This window comes from Novosphingobium sp., from assembly GCF_019748365.1.
Classification (GTDB): Bacteria; Pseudomonadota; Alphaproteobacteria; order Sphingomonadales; family Sphingomonadaceae; genus Novosphingobium.
On the sequence record NZ_JAIEPN010000058.1, the window covers coordinates 58,326 to 73,504 of the forward strand.

Here is a 15,179-nt window from a genome sequence, read left to right on the forward strand (position 1 = left end):
TTGATGCTCATTCTGCTATCCGCCCTGATTGCTGCTCAGGACCCGCTTTCTCTGGACGTCTGGCATCAGATCGGCCCCAATCCGCGCCAGTACGAACCCTCTCCGCTGCCGATCCCCCGCCGCAAGAAGGTGACCGAAGTGCCCCCGCCGGTCCCCGGCCAGACCGCGCCCGCAACGCAGACCGGCATTCCGGCCGCACCGGCGCAGCCTTCAGCACCAAGGCCGACGCGCTATACGCTGTGCCTTGCGGCGGGCGAGAAGGACCTCGCCGCAGGCATTGCCGCCGCGCGGGCGTGGCTCGCTGAAGCAAGCAAGGCGGCGACGCCGGACACCGCGCACGGCGCCGCTGCGCAATGCCTGGGCCAGCTGCTGCTGCAGCAGGGCGATTCTGCAGGGGCCGAAGGCGCCTTCGTCGAAAGCGCCGGGCAGGTGCCCGCTGACAAGCCTGCCGCGATGGCGGCGCTCCAGACGATGGCCGGTAACGCCGCGCTGGCGGGCGGGCGCGCCGAAACCGCGCTCGGCTGGTATGACAAGGCGCTGGCGCCCTTGCCCGCCGCTGCGCCGAGCGCCGAGGACAACGCCGTGCGCGGCGCGGTGCAGATCGGCCGAGCGCGTGCCCTGGTCGCACTTGGCCGTCTGCCGGAGGCGAGCGGTGCCTTGCAGGAAGCGCACCGCCTTGCGCCCAACGATCCCGAAGGCTGGCTGCTTTCCGCCACGCTGGCGCGGCGCGGCAAGGATCTGGAGCGGGCGCAGCGCGATATCGAGGTCGCGGCGAGCCTCGCCGGACATGGCGATCCGCTGGGTGCGCCGATCGGGCTGGAGGCGGGCGTTATCGCGATGCTCGATGGCCGCGAGCAGGCTGCGCGCAAATCGTGGGAATCGGTTGTCGCGCTGGCACCGGACAGCCCGGAAGCGGCGACCGCCAAAGGATATCTTGACCAGATCGGGCCCGCACCCGCATCATCTGCACCGGCAGCAGCCCCTGCCGCCGCACCGGAGATCGCGCGATGAGTCTGGCCAACCTAAAGCTGTCTGTCCTTGATCTCGTCCCCGTCCGCGAAGGTGGCACGGTGAGCGAGGCGTTGGCCGATGCGGCCTCGCTGGCAAAGACGGCGGAGGAGCTGGGCTACAACCGCTTCTGGGTGGCCGAGCATCACGGCATGGAAGGCATCGCCGGGGCCGCGGTCTCGGTGGTGCTGGCGCATATCGGCAATGCCACCAGCCGCATCCGGCTGGGTGCGGGCGGGATCATGCTGCCCAACCACAACCCGCTGGTGATTGCCGAACAGTTCGGCGCGCTCGATGCGTTGTTTCCGGGGCGGATCGATCTGGGGCTCGGCCGTGCGCCCGGCGCGGACCAGCGCATCATGCGCGCGCTCCACAAGGATATCCATCAGGCGGCGGAGAGCTTCCCGAACGACGTTGTGGAACTGCAACTCCACTTCGCCGGCGATCCGCGTCTGCCCCTGCAGGCGACGCCGGGCCTTGGCGCCAATCCTGAGATGTGGATTCTCGGCTCCAGCCTGTTCGGCGCGCAGCTCGCGGCGATGCTCGGCCTGCCTTATGCCTTTGCCTCGCACTTCGCGCCCGATCATCTCGATGCGGCGCTGAAGCTCTACCGCGACCGGTTCGAGCCTTCGGCGCGGCTGGCCGAGCCCTATGTTATGGCCGCCATCAACGTGATCGCCGCCGATACCGACGAGGAGGCCGTGCTGCTCGCATCCTCGATGGACCAGTCCTTCGTGCGGCTGCGCACCGGATCGCCCGGCAAGCTGCCGCCGCCAGTGCCGGGCTACCGCGAGAGCCTGCATCCTTCCTCGCTCGCCATGCTCGATCACATGCGGCAGGTCAGCGCGATCGGCAGCGTGAAGACGGTGCGCGAGCGGATCGCGGCGTTCCAGGCGCGGACCGGGGCAGACGAGCTGATCGTCTCCGGCTCCACCTTCGATCCGGCGCTGCGCCACCGCAGTCTGGCGCTCACCATGGAAGCGCTGCAGGCCGAAGTTGCCATCGCGGCATAATGGCCCATGATGCTTAATCCTTAAGGCTCCTCCCGCTTGCCTCTGCGCCGATGCCGGAGTAGGCTACGCATGATTAGTTCATGAGTGTGACATAAAATTACACACTCATAACGACAAGAAGGCGCGCCTCCGTCAGGCTTCGTTCGGACGGAGTGACAGCGCCGGGATGCAGGAGCGACCATGGCTACGAAGACCGCCGATACCGGCGCCGATGCGGTACTGTCGCAGGCGCTGTCCCAGACTTTGGCCGCCCGTTTTGCCGCCGCGCTGCTGCCTGCCGAAGCGGCGGAGTTCGAGGCGGAGCGGCTGGCCGGGGCGGCGCGCTTCACGCTGACCGCCGCTGCCAAGCGCAACGGCGCGCAGCCCGCCATCGCCATCGAAAGCATCGGCGGGCAGGCTGGCGCTTCCGGCGGCGCGCGCTACCTGCGCATCGCGGTGATCAATGATGACATGCCGTTCCTCGTCGATTCGATTGCGGCGACGATTTCGGCGCAGGGCCTCGCGATCGACCGGCTGGTCCATCCGGTTGTCGCGGTGCGGCGCGATCACGAAGGCAATCTGCTCGGCCTGCCCGATGGCGACGCGGTGGGCGAACGCCGCGAATCGATGGTCTATCTCGAAACCGAGCGCGTCGATGCGCGCGAGCGCCGCGCGCTCGATGCCGCGCTGCGCGCCACGCTGGCTGATGTCCACGCTGCTGTCGCCGACTGGCCGCGCATGCAGGCGGCAATGCAGGAAGACGCGCGCACGCTCCCCGATCAGGAAGGCGCCGCGCTGCTGCGCTGGCTGGCGGACGGGATGCTCACCCAGCTCGGCCATGTCGTCCAGCACCGTGACGGCACGCACCGCGATACGCTCGGCATCTGCCGTGCCAGTGATGCGCCGCTGCTGGCGAAGTCGAGCTACGACCGCGCGTTCAAATGGTTCGACCGGCTGGGCGAGCGCGGCAGTGAAGTCCCCCGCGCCCCCCTGATCGTCAAGGCCAACCGCATTGCGCGGGTCCACCGCCGCGTCCCGCTAGATCTGTTCCTCGTGCCGGTGCTCGAAGGCGGCAAGGTCGTCGCGCTTTCGGTCCATGCCGGCGTCTGGACCAGCGCCGCGCTGGCCGCCACGCCCGACCGCATCCCGCGCATGCGCAGCCAGCTCGATGCGCTGATGGGCAAGTTCGGCTTCGCGCCCAATGGCCATGCCGGCAAGGCGCTCGCCCACGCGCTCACCGCGCTGCCGCACGATATCCTGATCAGCTTCGATGAAGCCGATCTCGAACGCGTCGCGACAACGATGATGACCTTGATCGACCGCCCGCGCCCGCGCCTCGCGCTCGTCGCCGCGCCGCTTGCGCGCCACTTGTTCGCGTTCGTCTGGCTGCCGCGCGACGTGCATTCGGCAGAGTTGCGGCAGCGGGTGCAGGCCCTGCTGGAAGCGGCAACCGACGCGCCGATCCTCGACTGGAGCCTGTCCGTCGAAGGCAGCACGCTCGCGGTCATGCGCTTTGTCATCGATATCCGTGATGGCGCTGCCGTGCCGGACGAGGCTCCGCTCGATGCGGCCTTGCAGGCGATGGTGCGCGGCTGGGGCGCTGCGGTGGAAGCCGAGCTTGCCAAGGGCGAGGACCCGGCGCGCGCCGCCGCCATCGCCGCGCGTTATGCCGATGCCTTCCCGATCGGCTATCGCAGTGCCTATGGCCCGGCCGAGGCGGCGGGCGACATCCGCGTGCTGCGCGTGCTTTCGCAAGCTGGTGCCCCGCGCCGCGCGGTCCGGCTCCACCGCCTGCCCGGCGAGGAGGGCTTGCGCCTCAAGCTCTATCAGCGCGAAGGCGCGATTATCCTGTCGGATGCGGTGCCGGTACTCGAAAACTTCGGCTTCCGCGTGCTGGAGGAAGTGCCGACCGCGCTCGACAAGGGGCGGCTCGGTTTCATCCATGATTTCCTCGTCGCGCTGCCCGAGGGGATCGAGGGCGAGGCGCTGCTGGCGCGCAAGGATGCGATCGAGGAATCGCTTGCCGCCGTGCTCAATGGCGGAGCGGAGGACGATCTGTTCAACCGCCTGATCGTCACCGCCGGGCTCACCGCGCGCGGCGCGAACTGGATGCGCGCCTGGTATCGTTATTTGCGCCAGGCCGGAATGACCTTCTCGGTTCCCACCGCGGTCGAGGCGCTGCGCTCTGCGCCCAAGGTCACGCGCGGGCTGATCGGCCTGTTTCTCGCGCGCCACGATCCCGCCTTCGCCGAAGACCGCGCCGAAGCAGAAGCGGGCTTTGCCGAGCAGATCCGCACCGGGCTTGCGGGTGTCGCCGCGATCAACGACGACCGCCTGCTGCGCCAGTTCCGCGCGCTGGCCGAGGCGATCCTGCGCACCAATGCCTTCGCGCCCGCTGCTGCCGAAGCGCTGGCGTTCAAGATCGATTCGGCGCTGGTGCCGGGCCTGCCGAAGCCGGTGCCGTGGCGCGAGATCTTCGTCTACTCCCCCCGCGTCGAGGGCATCCACTTGCGCGCCGGGCCGGTGGCGCGCGGCGGGCTGCGCTGGTCCGACCGGCGCGACGATTTCCGCACCGAAGTGCTCGGCCTGATGAAGGCGCAGCGCGTGAAGAACGCGGTGATCGTGCCGACGGGTGCGAAGGGCGGGTTCTATCCCAAGCAGCTCCCCGATCCGGTCCGTGCGCGCGAGGCCTGGCTGGCGGAGGGCCGCGCGAGCTATGAAGTGTTCATCCGCACGCTGCTTTCCGTCACCGACAATATCGTGGACGGCACGGTGACCCATCCTGCGGGGGTGGTGATCCGCGATGGCGAGGACCCCTATTTCGTCGTGGCGGCAGACAAAGGCACCGCGACCTTCTCCGACATCGCCAATGCCATTGCCGAGGCCAAGGGCTTCTGGCTGGACGACGCCTTCGCCAGCGGCGGCTCCAAGGGCTATGACCACAAGGCCATGGGCATCACCGCGAAGGGCGCGTGGCTTTCGGTGCAGCGCCATTTCCGTGAACTCGGCGTCGATGTGCAGACGCAGCCGATCACGGTGGCCGGCTGCGGCGACATGTCGGGTGACGTGTTCGGCAACGGCATGCTGCTCTCGAAGGCCCTGAAGCTCGTCGCCGCCTTCGATCACCGGCATATCTTCCTCGATCCCTCGCCCGATCCGGCGGCAAGCTGGGCCGAGCGCTCACGCCTCTTCGCGCTGCCGCGTTCGAGCTGGGACGATTACGACAAGTCGCTGATTTCCACGGGCGGCGGGGTTTTCCCGCGCACGATGAAACAGATCCCGCTGACGGACGAAGTGCGCGCGCTGCTGGGCATTGAGGCGGCCGAACTCGATCCCGAAGCGCTGATCACCGCGATCCTCAAGGCGCCGGTCGATCTTCTGTGGTTCGGCGGCATCGGCACTTATGTGAAGTCCTCAGCCGAGAACAACGTCGCGGTGGGCGATCCGGCCAACGATGCCTTGCGCATCAATGGTGCGGATGTGCGCGCGCGGGTGATCGGGGAGGGCGCCAATCTCGGCACCACGCAGGCGGGCCGCATCGAGTATGCGCTGGTCGGCGCAACCGGTCGGGGCGGGCGGATCAACACCGATTTCATCGACAATTCTGCGGGCGTCGATTGCTCGGACAACGAGGTCAACATCAAGATCGCGCTCGCTTCGGCGGGGCGCGCCGGGCGGCTCGACGAGCCGGGCCGCGTCGCGCTGCTGACCGCGATGACCGACGATGTCGCAAGCCTCGTGCTGGAGGACAACCGGCTGCAGGCGCTTGCGCTCTCCATCGCCGAGCGCGGCGGGCCGGGTGCAGCCCCGGCCTATGCGCGGCTGGTTGATGTGCTGGAGGAAAGCGGCGACCTTGATCGCAAGACCGAAGGCCTTGCCAGCAGCGAAGACATGCTGCGCCGCGCGGCAGGTGGCCACGGCTTCACCCGGCCCGAACTCGCGGTGCTGCTCTCCAGCGCCAAGCTGGTGTTGCAGCGCGCGCTGGAGGAAAGCCAAGTGGTCGATGATCCGGTGCTCGAAGCCGATCTCTTCGCCGCCTTCCCGCCGCAGATGCGCGAGACCTTTGCCGAGGATATCCGCACCCACCGCCTGCGCCGCGAACTGATCGCGACCAAGCTCGCCAACCGCATCGTCAACGATCTCGGCCCGGTTCATCCCTTCGAGCTCGTCGAGGAAGAAGGCGTGAGCCTCGCGCAAGTTGCGGCGGCCTTTGTGGTGGCGGCCAGCCTGCTCGATCTCAAGGGCATCTGGGCGCTGCTTGATGGCCCCGATGGCGATGCCATGCCCGAACTGGTGCGGCTCTCGCTCTATGCCCGCGTCGCCCAGGTGCTGCGCGGCCATATCGCCGACGTGCTGCGCGCCGGTCGCGGCTCGCTTGAGCCGGGCAAGCTGATCGACCAGCTGACACCCGGCGTCTCGCAGCTTTCGGCGTCTACCGGCGAACTGCTGCAGGGCGAGGCCAAAGTCCAGGCGCGGCGGATGCTCGCTGAACTGACCGATCTGGGCGTTCCGCTCCACGTGGCGCAGCGAATCGCGCATCTCGTCGATATGGACGGGGCCATCGGCCTCGCCCATCTTGCTGCCGCGCGCGCAATCGATCCGGCGGCGCTGACCGCCGCGTTCTCGGCGCTCGGGTCCGCGCTCGGGCTCGATTGGGCGCAGCAGGCCGCCAGCCGGATGAGCCCGTCCGATCCGTGGGAGCGCCTGCTCGTCGCGGGCCTTGCGCGCGATTTCCAGCAGATGCGCCTCGATTTCCTCGCCCGCGCTGCCGGGCAGGATGCGGGCGCGGCGGTGGCGCAGTGGCTGGAGGCGCACGCCGTGCCGGTGCGCAATTTCCGCGCGCTGACGAGCCGGGCGCAGGCGACCACCGGCGTTGCCCCCGCCATGCTGGCGCAGCTGGCGAGTCAGGCGCGGACCTTGCTCGCACGGTGATCTGCTGGGCCAAGGCGGACAATCTGCTTTCCGCCAGTTGACCTGCCGCCTGTTTTCGCCAAATCCGCCCTCACATGAGGAGAGCGGCATGAGCGAGACGGACCTTTCGGCGGATGTGGTGATTGTCGGGGCGGGCCATGGCGGCGCGCAGGCGGCGATTGCCCTGCGGCAGAACGGCTTTGCCGGCACGATCCTGGTGGTCGGGCGCGAACCCGAGCTGCCTTACGAGCGCCCGCCGCTCTCCAAGGAATACCTCGCGCGCGACAAGACGTTCGATCGCATCATGATCCGGCCCGAGGCTTTCTGGGCGGACAAGGCCGTGACCATGCTGCTCGGCACCGAAGTCACCGCGCTCGATGCCGCCGCGCATGTCGCGACGCTCAGCGATGGCCGCAGCCTCAAGTATGGACACTTGATCTGGGCTGCGGGCGGCGATCCGCGCAAACTGACTTGCGCCGGGGCCGATCTCGCCGGGGTCCACGCCGTCCGCACGCGCGAGGATGTTGACCGGCTGATGGGCGAGCTCGATGCGGGCGCGCGCCGTGCTGTGGTGATCGGCGGTGGCTACATCGGGCTCGAGGCGGCCGCGGTGCTGACCAAGCTCGATTGCCATGTCACGCTGCTTGAGGCTCTGCCGCGCGTGCTGGCGCGCGTGGCGGGCGAGGCGCTGTCGTCGTTCTATGAGGCCGATCACCGCGCGCACGGCGTCGATCTGCGCACCGGTGTGATGGTCGATTGCCTCGTGGGTGAGGGCGGCAAGGTAACCGGTGTGAAGCTGGCTGACGGCACAGTACTCCCCGCCGATCTGGTGATTGTCGGCATCGGCATCATTCCTTGCGTCGAGCCGCTGCGTGCGGCGGGTGCCGAAGGGGCCAACGGTGTGACGGTCGATGCGCAGTGCCGCACTTCCCTGCCCGATGTCTATGCGATCGGCGATTGCGCCGCGCATGCCAATGCTTTTGCCGATGGCGCGGTGATCCGGCTTGAATCGGTGCAGAACGCCAATGACATGGCGACCGTGGCGGCGAAGACGATCTGCGGGGTGGAAGCGGCTTACCACGCCGTGCCGTGGTTCTGGTCGAACCAGTATGACCTCAAGCTCCAGACCGTCGGCCTCTCGACCGGGCACGATGCGGTGGTGACGCGCGGCGATCCGGGCGCGCGCAGCTTCTCGGTGATCTACCTCAAAGCGGGCAAGGTTGTGGCGCTCGATTGCGTGAACATGGTCAAGGACTATGTGCAGGGCCGCAAGCTGGTGGAAAACGGCGCCGTGATCGCGCCGGAGAAGCTGGCGGACGCGGGCACGCCGCTCAAGGAACTGGCATAGCTTCCGCAAGCCGGTCCAGCGCCCAGCTGGCGGCATCGGCCACGGCAGGGTCGGGATCGGCCAGCAGGCGCTGCACCGGGGCCATCAGCGCCGGGTCGGCGCTGTTGCCAGCGGCATAGAGGCAATTGCGCACGAAGCGGTCGCGTCCGATCCGTTTGATGGGCGAGCCGGCGAAGAGCGCGCGAAATCCGGCATCATCGAGCGCGAGCAGCTCTGCCAGCCGCGGCGCGGCCAGTTCGGCGCGCGGTAGGAAGGCCTTGTTGGCGTGCGCCGTGCCGGCAAAGCTGTTCCACGGGCAGACCGCAAGGCAATCGTCGCAGCCATAGATGCGGTTGCCGAGCGCGGCGCGAAACTCGGCCGGGATCGGCCCCTTGTGCTCGATGGTGAGGTAGGAAATGCAGCGCCGCGCATCGAGGCGGTAGGGCGCGGGGAAGGCATCGGTGGGGCAAGCGCGCTGGCAGGCGGTGCAAGTGCCGCAGCGGTCGGCATGGGGCGGGTCAGGCTCGAGCACGAGCGTCGTATAGATCGCGCCGAGGAACAGCCATGAACCATGGCTGCGGCTGACAAGATTGGTGTGCTTGCCCTGCCAGCCGATACCCGCGGCTTCGCCCAGCGGCTTCTCCATCACCGGCGCGGTATCGACGAAGACCTTGACCTCGCTGCCCGGCACTTCGGCCACGATCCACCGCGCAAGCGCCTTCAGCGCGCGCTTTACCACGTCGTGATAATCGGCGCCTTGCGCATAGACCGAGATGCGTGCGCGGTCCCTCACTTCGGCCAGCGCGAGCGGATCGATGGCCGGGGCATAGCTCATGCCGAGCGCGATGACGCTTTGCGCGGCGGGCCAGAGCGATTGCGGCCCGCGCCGGTGTTCAAGCCGGGTCTCCATCCACTCCATCGCGCCGTGGTTGCCCCCTGCCAGCCACTGTTCCAGCCGCGCGGCGCGCAGCGGATCGTCGGTCGCCGGCGCGATGCCGCAGGCGGCGAAGCCCAGCCGGGCAGCCTGTTGCTTGATTCGTTCCGTCAGCATGGTTTGTGCGCCGTTAACCATACTTGCTGCGCCCCTCGTTCATTGCTTACGGTTAACGGCGGATCTCATGAAGATCGAACCCTTTGCCTCCTTTACCGGGACGCCCGTGCTGGACAACGTTCCAAATCTCGCAGGTTCTTGCGAACTCGCCATCGAGGCGCGCGGCCTCGTGAAGCGCTTTGACGGCTTCACGGCTGTCGACGGCGTCGACATTTCGGTGCCGCGCGGCGCGATCTACGGCATCCTCGGCCCCAATGGCGCGGGCAAGACGACGACCTTGCGCATGCTGCTCGGCATCATTGATCCCGATTCGGGCTATCGCCGCGTATTGGGCCATGAACGCCCGACCGAAGTCGCGCGTCGCATCGGCTATCTGCCCGAGGAGCGCGGCCTCTACCCCGCGATGAAGGCCACCGAAGCGATCGCATTCCTTGCCGCGCTGCGCGGCGTGCCTTTGAAGGAAGGCCGCCGCCGGGGGCGTGATCTCCTCGAACAGCACGGCCTCGGCTATGCGGCCGACCGCCAGATCCGCCAGCTCTCCAAGGGCATGGCGCAGCAGGTCCAGCTGCTCGGCACGCTGGTGCACGAGCCCGATCTGGTGGTGTTCGACGAGCCGTTCTCCGGCCTCGACGCGCTCAATCAGGGCAAGCTCGAACGGATGATCCGTAGCCTCGCCGAGCGTGGGACGACGGTGATCTTCTCCACCCACGTCATCGCGCACGCTGAGCGCCTCTGCGACCAGATCGCGATTATTGCCGGCGGCAAAGTGCCCTTTGCAGGGCCGGTCGATGCCGCGCGCGACCGTCTGCGCCCGCAAGTCCGCCTCGAAACCCGCGCGAGCGACGGGCCATGGCGCGCCGCCATCCCCGCCGATGCGCGCCATGAAGGCCGCTTCTGGTTCTTCACCCTGCCCGAAAGCGGAGTCGAGCCGCTGCTGCGCGCGCTGATCGAAGGCGATGCCGGCATTCTCTCGCTCTCCATCGAGCGCCCCGGCCTGCATGATGCGTTCGTTTCGATCGCGGGCGAGGCTGCGGCCCGTGCGCTGGAGGAATCGGCGCAGGAAGAGGCCGAGAAGGCCAATCAGAAGAAGGGTCGCCGCTGATGCTCCGCAATCATTTTGCCGCCGCCTGGGTGATCATGCGCCGCGATTTCTGCGCGGTGATCTTCTCCAAGACGTTTATCTTCTTCCTCATTGGCCCGCTGTTCCCGGTGTTCATCGGCGCGATGGCGGCGGCGGTCGGCTCACAGGTCTCGCGCGATATCGACAATCCGGTGATCGGGATTGCCATGCCCGCGCAGCAGGGCGACGCGATGGTTGCCGCGCGCGGCAGCCTTGCGCCGAAGATGGCGGGCTTTGTGCCGGAATACACCGTGCTGGCACGGCTTGCCCCGGGCGAGACCTTCGACGCCCGCACCGTGCTCGCCAGCAAGGGCGTGAAGGGCGCGCCGCAGCTTGCCGCCGTGGTGACGGGTACGCTCGACAAGCCGGTGCTGACGGGCAGTTCCGAGCGCGTTGACCAGTGGCGCGGGCAGATCGCGCTGATCGCGGCTGAAGCCGGCTCGGGCGGGCCGCGCACCTTCCCGGAAGTGACCGAGGACAAGATCGCCACCACCGCCGCCAAGCAGCACGTCGATCTCGCGGTGACGGCGCAGGCGGGCCAGGTGCTCCTGTTCCTCCTCACGATGCTCCTCGCGGGCATGGTGCTGTCGAACCTCGTCGAGGAAAAGGCCAACAAGATCATCGAAGTGCTCGCCGCCTCGATCCCGATGGACGCGCTGTTCCTCGGCAAGCTCTTCGCCATGCTCGCGGTGAGCCTTGTCGGCATCGCGGTCTGGGGTTCGGTCTATGGCATGCTGATGCTGGGCGGCATGAAGTCGATTCCCTTGCTGGCGACCCCGGCGGTCGGCTGGCCGATGTTCTGCGTGCTCGGCTTCCTCTACTTCGCGATGGCCTACCTGCTGCTCGGCTCGCTGTTCCTCTCGATCGGCGGCATGGCGACCACGGTCCGCGAGGTGCAGACGCTCTCGATGCCGGTCACGATGATGCAGCTCATGGTGTTCTTCTTCGCAAGCTACGCGCTTGCGCGTCCCGGCACCTGGATCGAGACGGCGAGCATTGTCTTCCCGGTCAGTTCGCCCTTCGCGATGCTGGCGCAGGCGGCCCAGTCGCCGGTGCTCTGGCCGCATCTGATCGCGCTTGTCTGGCAGGCGATCTGGGTTGGCGTGATCATCCGCGTGGGGGCGCAGCTGTTCCGCCGGACGGTGATGAAGTCGGGCCCGGCGCGGGGGCGTCGGGGCTGGTTCCGCCGCCCGGCAGGCGCACAGCCGCGGTGATTTTCACTCCTGCACGATAGCTTATTGACAGCCATGTAGGTTGCAAGGATAGTATCCATCACATGAAGGATGGCGTGGGTGCATGCGCCGTCCGCATCGGAAGGATAGCCATGGCAACCCAGCTCGCGCCCGAAGCCCCGTTCACCTACCGGACCTCCCCCACCGCGAACGAGGCGTTCGAGGAATGGCTTGCCGCCAATCCGCAGGCCGCGCCGCATCACACCCACAAGTGGGACGTCAGCCGCTCCGACATCTATGTCGAGGACCGCTGGGGCCCGATCTTTGCCGAAATGCGTGCGCAGGCGCCGATCAACAAGGTCATCGGCTCGCCCTATGGCGACTACTGGAACATCGCGACGCACAAGGCGATCCAGCACGTCGAATCGCTGCCTGAGCTGTTCTCCTCCTCGTGGCAACACGGCGGCATCACCATTGGCGATCCGCCGGAGGATATCGACCCGGCCAAGCTCGCCGAACGGCAGCTGCCGATGTTCATCGCGATGGACCGGCCCGAACACACCGGCCAGCGCCGCACCGTCGCGCCGGCCTTCACTCCCGGCGAGATCGTGCGCATGGAAGCGGAGATCCGGCAGCGCACCGGTGAAGTGCTCGACAGCCTGCCCTGGGGCGAGAAGTTCGACTGGGTCGACAAGGTCTCGATCGAGCTCACGACCGGCATGCTCGCAATCCTGTTCGGCTTCCCGTGGAAGGACCGCCGCCTCCTGACCTTCTGGTCGGACTGGGCCGGTGATGTCGAACTCACACTGGCGCAGGATCTGGCCGACACCCGCTTCGGCCTCCTGCAGGAAATGGCGCACTATTTCAGCCGCCTGTGGATGGAGCGGATGGGCAAGGCGCCGAGCCCGGACCTCATTTCGATGATGATCCATTCGCCCGCGATGTCGAAGATGAGCCCGCAGGAATTCATGGGCAATCTCGTGCTGCTCATCGTCGGCGGCAATGATACCACGCGAAACACGATGTCGGGCATCGTCCACGCGCTCGATCAGTTCCCCGATCAGCGTGCGCTGCTCGAAGGCGATCCCTCGCTGATCCCCAACGCGGTGCAGGAATGCCTGCGCTTCGTGACGCCGCTGGCGCACATGCGCCGCACCTGCACGGCGGACAACGAGCTGTTCGGACAGCAGATCAAGGCCGGTGACAAGGTCGTCATGTGGTACCTTTCGGCCAATCGCGACGAGACCGTGTTCGAGAACCCGGACAAGCTGATCGTCGACCGGCCGAACGCCCGCCGCCATCTGGCGTTCGGCCATGGCATCCACCGCTGCGTGGGCGCCCGTCTTGCCGAACTGCAGCTGCGCGTCCTGCTCGAGGAAATGCACGAGCGCGGGATGCGCGTGCGTGTCGCGGGTGAAGTGAAGCGCGTGCGCGCCAACTTTGTCCATGGTTTCCGCAAGTTGGAAGTCGTGCTCGAAAAGCGCTGAACGGTTCCCTTCCGATTCGGTCAGATTCGGTTAAGGTTGCCGGGGCTAGGAGAGGGGCGTCCCGCCGGTGGGTTATCCCGCCCCCCTCCCCAGCCCACGGCGGGACGCTTCCTCACCTGAATGGTCCGCTTGATCTCCTCAGTTTGAGAGGGACTGTAACGGCATGACCCATTCCCCCGAACCGGCAGCCATGAACCCTTCGCGTCGCAACTTCCTTGCCTTTCTTACTGCCACGGCCGCCATGACGGCCGCCGCCTGCGGTGCCCCCGCTGCCGCTACCCGCAAGGGTACGTTCCCGCTGCGCCACACCGAAGCGGAATGGCGCAAGATCCTCACCCCCGCGCAGTACTACATCCTGCGCGAGGAGGGGACCGAGCGGCCGTTCACTTCGGCGCTGCTCAAGGAGCACCGCAAGGGAACCTTCGTCTGCGCGGCGGATGGCAACCCCGTGTTCGCCTCCAGCACCAAGTTCGACAGCGGCACGGGCTGGCCCAGCTTCTGGACGCCGATCAAGGGCGGCATCGGCAGCTCGACCGATTCGTCCTTCGGCATGACCCGCACCGAAGTGCATTGTTCGCGCTGCGGCGGGCATCTTGGCCACGTGTTCGATGATGGCCCGCCGCCCACCGGCAAGCGCTACTGCATCAATGGCGACGCGCTGAAGTTCGTGGCGGCCTGAAGCCGCTATCCATTGGCGGCCGCCTATGGCAAGCGCGGCCATGATGCGCGCGCTCAAGCTTGCCCTGCTGATCCTCGCGCTTGTGCCGACGGTGTGGCTGCGCAGCGCGCAAACCCCGCCGCCCAGCGATCCGGGCATCCACTTCGCCGATCTCATGCCGCCCTTGCGCGGGCACCTGCCCGATACCGGTGCGCTGCGGCTTGAAGGCGCTTGGCAGATCCTTGGTCAGGCGCGCCTGCTGGGAACGCTGTCGGGCCTCGCACAGACAGGGGGCGGTTTCGTCGCGGTCGGTGATCGCGGCGGCATCCTGTGGTTTCCGCGTCCGGACCAGCGCGGCCGGTGGCGTGCGCAGGCGTCCCGCCTCATCAACCTCGAATGGAACAAGTACCACTTTCCCACCGATGCCGAGGCGGTGATGGTCGATCCGGTCAGCGGCGACCTGTTGGTCGCCTATGAAGATGTGCCGAGGCTTGAGCGCTACAGTCCGGATCTTTCGCGGCGCAGCCCTATTCCGCTACCCGTGCTGGCGGAATGGCCAGACAACAAGGGCGCTGAAGCCGTGACCCGGCTGGCCGACGGGCGCACGATCATCGTTGGTGAGAGCTATCTGCCCGGGCTTGACCGCACGCGGCATCCCGGGCTGATCTTTGAGGCCATGCCTCGGCCGTTTGAAACGCCGCAGCGGTTCGAGCTCATCCTGCCTCCCGGCTACCGGCCGTGCGAGCTGACTCGGATGCCGGATGGGCGCCTGCTGGTGCTGGGGCGCCATTTCAGCCTTGTCGGTTTCCGGTCGGTGATCGCGATCTTTGCGCCGCAGGATGTCCATGCCGGAGCCGTGATCACGCCGGAGGTGATTGCCCGGATTGATGATCCGCGCATCCGCGACAACTACGAGGGCATGACCGTCACGCGTGAGGCGGATGGCAGTCAGATGGTCTGGCTGATCTCGGACAGCAACGAAATGACGCTGCTGCAGCGAACGCTCGTGCTCAAGCTGCGAATCGGGCCGGAAGTCCGCTAGACCCCGGCCCGATTGATTTGATGCAAGCAGCTGCAGGCGGGACTGGCTCGCCCGTCAGGCAAATCAGGCGGCAGTCGCCTTGACCAGCTCGCGCTTCACCTTGAGCGCGCGCGGGCTCAGCTTGGTGTCGGCCGCCTTGAGCAGCCAGTTGTCGAGACCGCCATTGTGCTCCACCGAGCGCAGGCCGTGGGTCGAGACGCGGAACTTGAAGCTGCGGTCGAGCTTTTCCGACATGAGCGTGACGTTCTGCAGGTTGGGCAGGAACAGACGCTTGGTCTTGTTGTTGGCGTGGCTCACGTTGTGGCCGACCTGGCGGCCCTTACCGGTCAGTTCGCAGATACGCGACATGGCTGAAAACTCGCTTGGATTTGAACGATCATGGATCGGGAAGGGCGCGCTCTTGCCGATCCG

The 15,179-nt window shown here is 67.4% G+C and carries 11 protein-coding genes; 9 read left to right on the forward strand and 2 right to left on the reverse strand.

Annotated elements, in window-relative coordinates; translation table 11 throughout:
• The first annotated feature begins 3 nt into the window (after positions 1 to 3).
• The 4 genes from K5Q19_RS08385 (at position 4) to K5Q19_RS08400 (ending at position 8,259) form a co-directional block, all read left to right on the forward strand.
• Positions 4 to 1,011, forward strand: coding sequence for a tetratricopeptide repeat protein (locus K5Q19_RS08385; RefSeq protein WP_292943369.1), 1,008 nt, complete (start codon positions 4 to 6; stop codon positions 1,009 to 1,011).
• Positions 1,008 to 2,021, forward strand: coding sequence for an LLM class flavin-dependent oxidoreductase (locus K5Q19_RS08390; protein ID WP_292943372.1), 1,014 nt, complete (start codon positions 1,008 to 1,010; stop codon positions 2,019 to 2,021). The genes K5Q19_RS08385 and K5Q19_RS08390 overlap by 4 nt, the downstream gene beginning before the upstream one ends.
• A gap of 180 nt (positions 2,022 to 2,201) precedes the next feature.
• Positions 2,202 to 6,932 (forward strand): NAD-glutamate dehydrogenase domain-containing protein, encoded by a 4,731-nt coding sequence (locus tag K5Q19_RS08395; RefSeq protein WP_292943375.1) that lies wholly within the window; start codon positions 2,202 to 2,204, stop codon positions 6,930 to 6,932.
• A gap of 88 nt (positions 6,933 to 7,020) precedes the next feature.
• On the forward strand, positions 7,021 to 8,259 hold the full coding sequence (locus K5Q19_RS08400; RefSeq protein WP_292943378.1) for an FAD-dependent oxidoreductase: 1,239 nt from the start codon (positions 7,021 to 7,023) through the stop codon (positions 8,257 to 8,259).
• Here the strand turns inward: K5Q19_RS08400 and queG are convergent.
• Complete coding sequence (queG, locus tag K5Q19_RS08405) at positions 8,243 to 9,310, reverse strand: tRNA epoxyqueuosine(34) reductase QueG (protein ID WP_292943381.1); 1,068 nt, start codon at positions 9,308 to 9,310, stop codon at positions 8,243 to 8,245. The two genes, K5Q19_RS08400 and queG, sit on opposite strands and share 17 nt — an antisense overlap.
• Before the next feature lie 46 nt (positions 9,311 to 9,356).
• On the opposite strand from queG, the gene K5Q19_RS08410 reads away from it, so the two are divergent.
• The 5 genes from K5Q19_RS08410 to K5Q19_RS08430 all read left to right on the forward strand — a co-directional run bounded on the left by K5Q19_RS08410 (position 9,357) and on the right by K5Q19_RS08430 (position 14,768).
• Positions 9,357 to 10,391, forward strand: a complete 1,035-nt coding sequence (locus K5Q19_RS08410) for an ATP-binding cassette domain-containing protein (protein WP_292943383.1) — start codon at positions 9,357 to 9,359, stop codon at positions 10,389 to 10,391.
• Positions 10,391 to 11,623 carry an ABC transporter permease gene (locus K5Q19_RS08415; protein ID WP_292943386.1) on the forward strand — a complete coding sequence of 411 codons (1,233 nt, stop codon included), beginning with the start codon at positions 10,391 to 10,393 and terminating at the stop codon, positions 11,621 to 11,623. The genes K5Q19_RS08410 and K5Q19_RS08415 overlap by 1 nt, the downstream gene beginning before the upstream one ends.
• A 110-nt stretch (positions 11,624 to 11,733) precedes the next feature.
• On the forward strand, positions 11,734 to 13,068 hold the full coding sequence (locus K5Q19_RS08420) for a cytochrome P450 (protein ID WP_292943389.1): 1,335 nt from the start codon (positions 11,734 to 11,736) through the stop codon (positions 13,066 to 13,068).
• A 163-nt stretch (positions 13,069 to 13,231) separates the two neighbouring features.
• Positions 13,232 to 13,747 carry a peptide-methionine (R)-S-oxide reductase MsrB gene (gene msrB, locus K5Q19_RS08425; protein WP_292943392.1) on the forward strand — a complete coding sequence of 172 codons (516 nt, stop codon included), beginning with the start codon at positions 13,232 to 13,234 and terminating at the stop codon, positions 13,745 to 13,747.
• A gap of 25 nt (positions 13,748 to 13,772) precedes the next feature.
• Positions 13,773 to 14,768, forward strand: a complete 996-nt coding sequence (locus K5Q19_RS08430; RefSeq protein WP_292943395.1) for an esterase-like activity of phytase family protein — start codon at positions 13,773 to 13,775, stop codon at positions 14,766 to 14,768.
• Positions 14,769 to 14,831: 63 nt separating this feature from the next.
• On the opposite strand, the gene rpmB is transcribed toward K5Q19_RS08430, so the two are convergent.
• On the reverse strand, positions 14,832 to 15,116 hold the full coding sequence (rpmB, locus tag K5Q19_RS08435) for a 50S ribosomal protein L28 (RefSeq protein ID WP_292943397.1): 285 nt from the start codon (positions 15,114 to 15,116) through the stop codon (positions 14,832 to 14,834).
• Between the last annotated feature and the right edge of the window lie 63 nt (positions 15,117 to 15,179).

What these genes read in the sequence shown, in the direction of transcription:
- K5Q19_RS08400 (WP_292943378.1), top strand. Translation starts at nt 7,021, where the DNA reads ATGAGCGAGACGGACCTTTCGGCGGATGTGGTGATTGTCGGGGCGGGC.
- queG (WP_292943381.1), bottom strand. Translation starts at nt 9,310, where the DNA reads ATGGTTAACGGCGCACAAACCATGCTGACGGAACGAATCAAGCAACAG.
- K5Q19_RS08395 (WP_292943375.1), top strand. Translation starts at nt 2,202, where the DNA reads ATGGCTACGAAGACCGCCGATACCGGCGCCGATGCGGTACTGTCGCAG.
- K5Q19_RS08410 (WP_292943383.1), top strand. Translation starts at nt 9,357, where the DNA reads ATGAAGATCGAACCCTTTGCCTCCTTTACCGGGACGCCCGTGCTGGAC.
- K5Q19_RS08415 (WP_292943386.1), top strand. Translation starts at nt 10,391, where the DNA reads ATGCTCCGCAATCATTTTGCCGCCGCCTGGGTGATCATGCGCCGCGAT.
- K5Q19_RS08430 (WP_292943395.1), top strand. Translation starts at nt 13,773, where the DNA reads ATGGCAAGCGCGGCCATGATGCGCGCGCTCAAGCTTGCCCTGCTGATC.
- K5Q19_RS08420 (WP_292943389.1), top strand. Translation starts at nt 11,734, where the DNA reads ATGGCAACCCAGCTCGCGCCCGAAGCCCCGTTCACCTACCGGACCTCC.
- K5Q19_RS08390 (WP_292943372.1), top strand. Translation starts at nt 1,008, where the DNA reads ATGAGTCTGGCCAACCTAAAGCTGTCTGTCCTTGATCTCGTCCCCGTC.
- rpmB (WP_292943397.1), bottom strand. Translation starts at nt 15,116, where the DNA reads ATGTCGCGTATCTGCGAACTGACCGGTAAGGGCCGCCAGGTCGGCCAC.
- K5Q19_RS08385 (WP_292943369.1), top strand. Translation starts at nt 4, where the DNA reads ATGCTCATTCTGCTATCCGCCCTGATTGCTGCTCAGGACCCGCTTTCT.
- msrB (WP_292943392.1), top strand. Translation starts at nt 13,232, where the DNA reads ATGACCCATTCCCCCGAACCGGCAGCCATGAACCCTTCGCGTCGCAAC.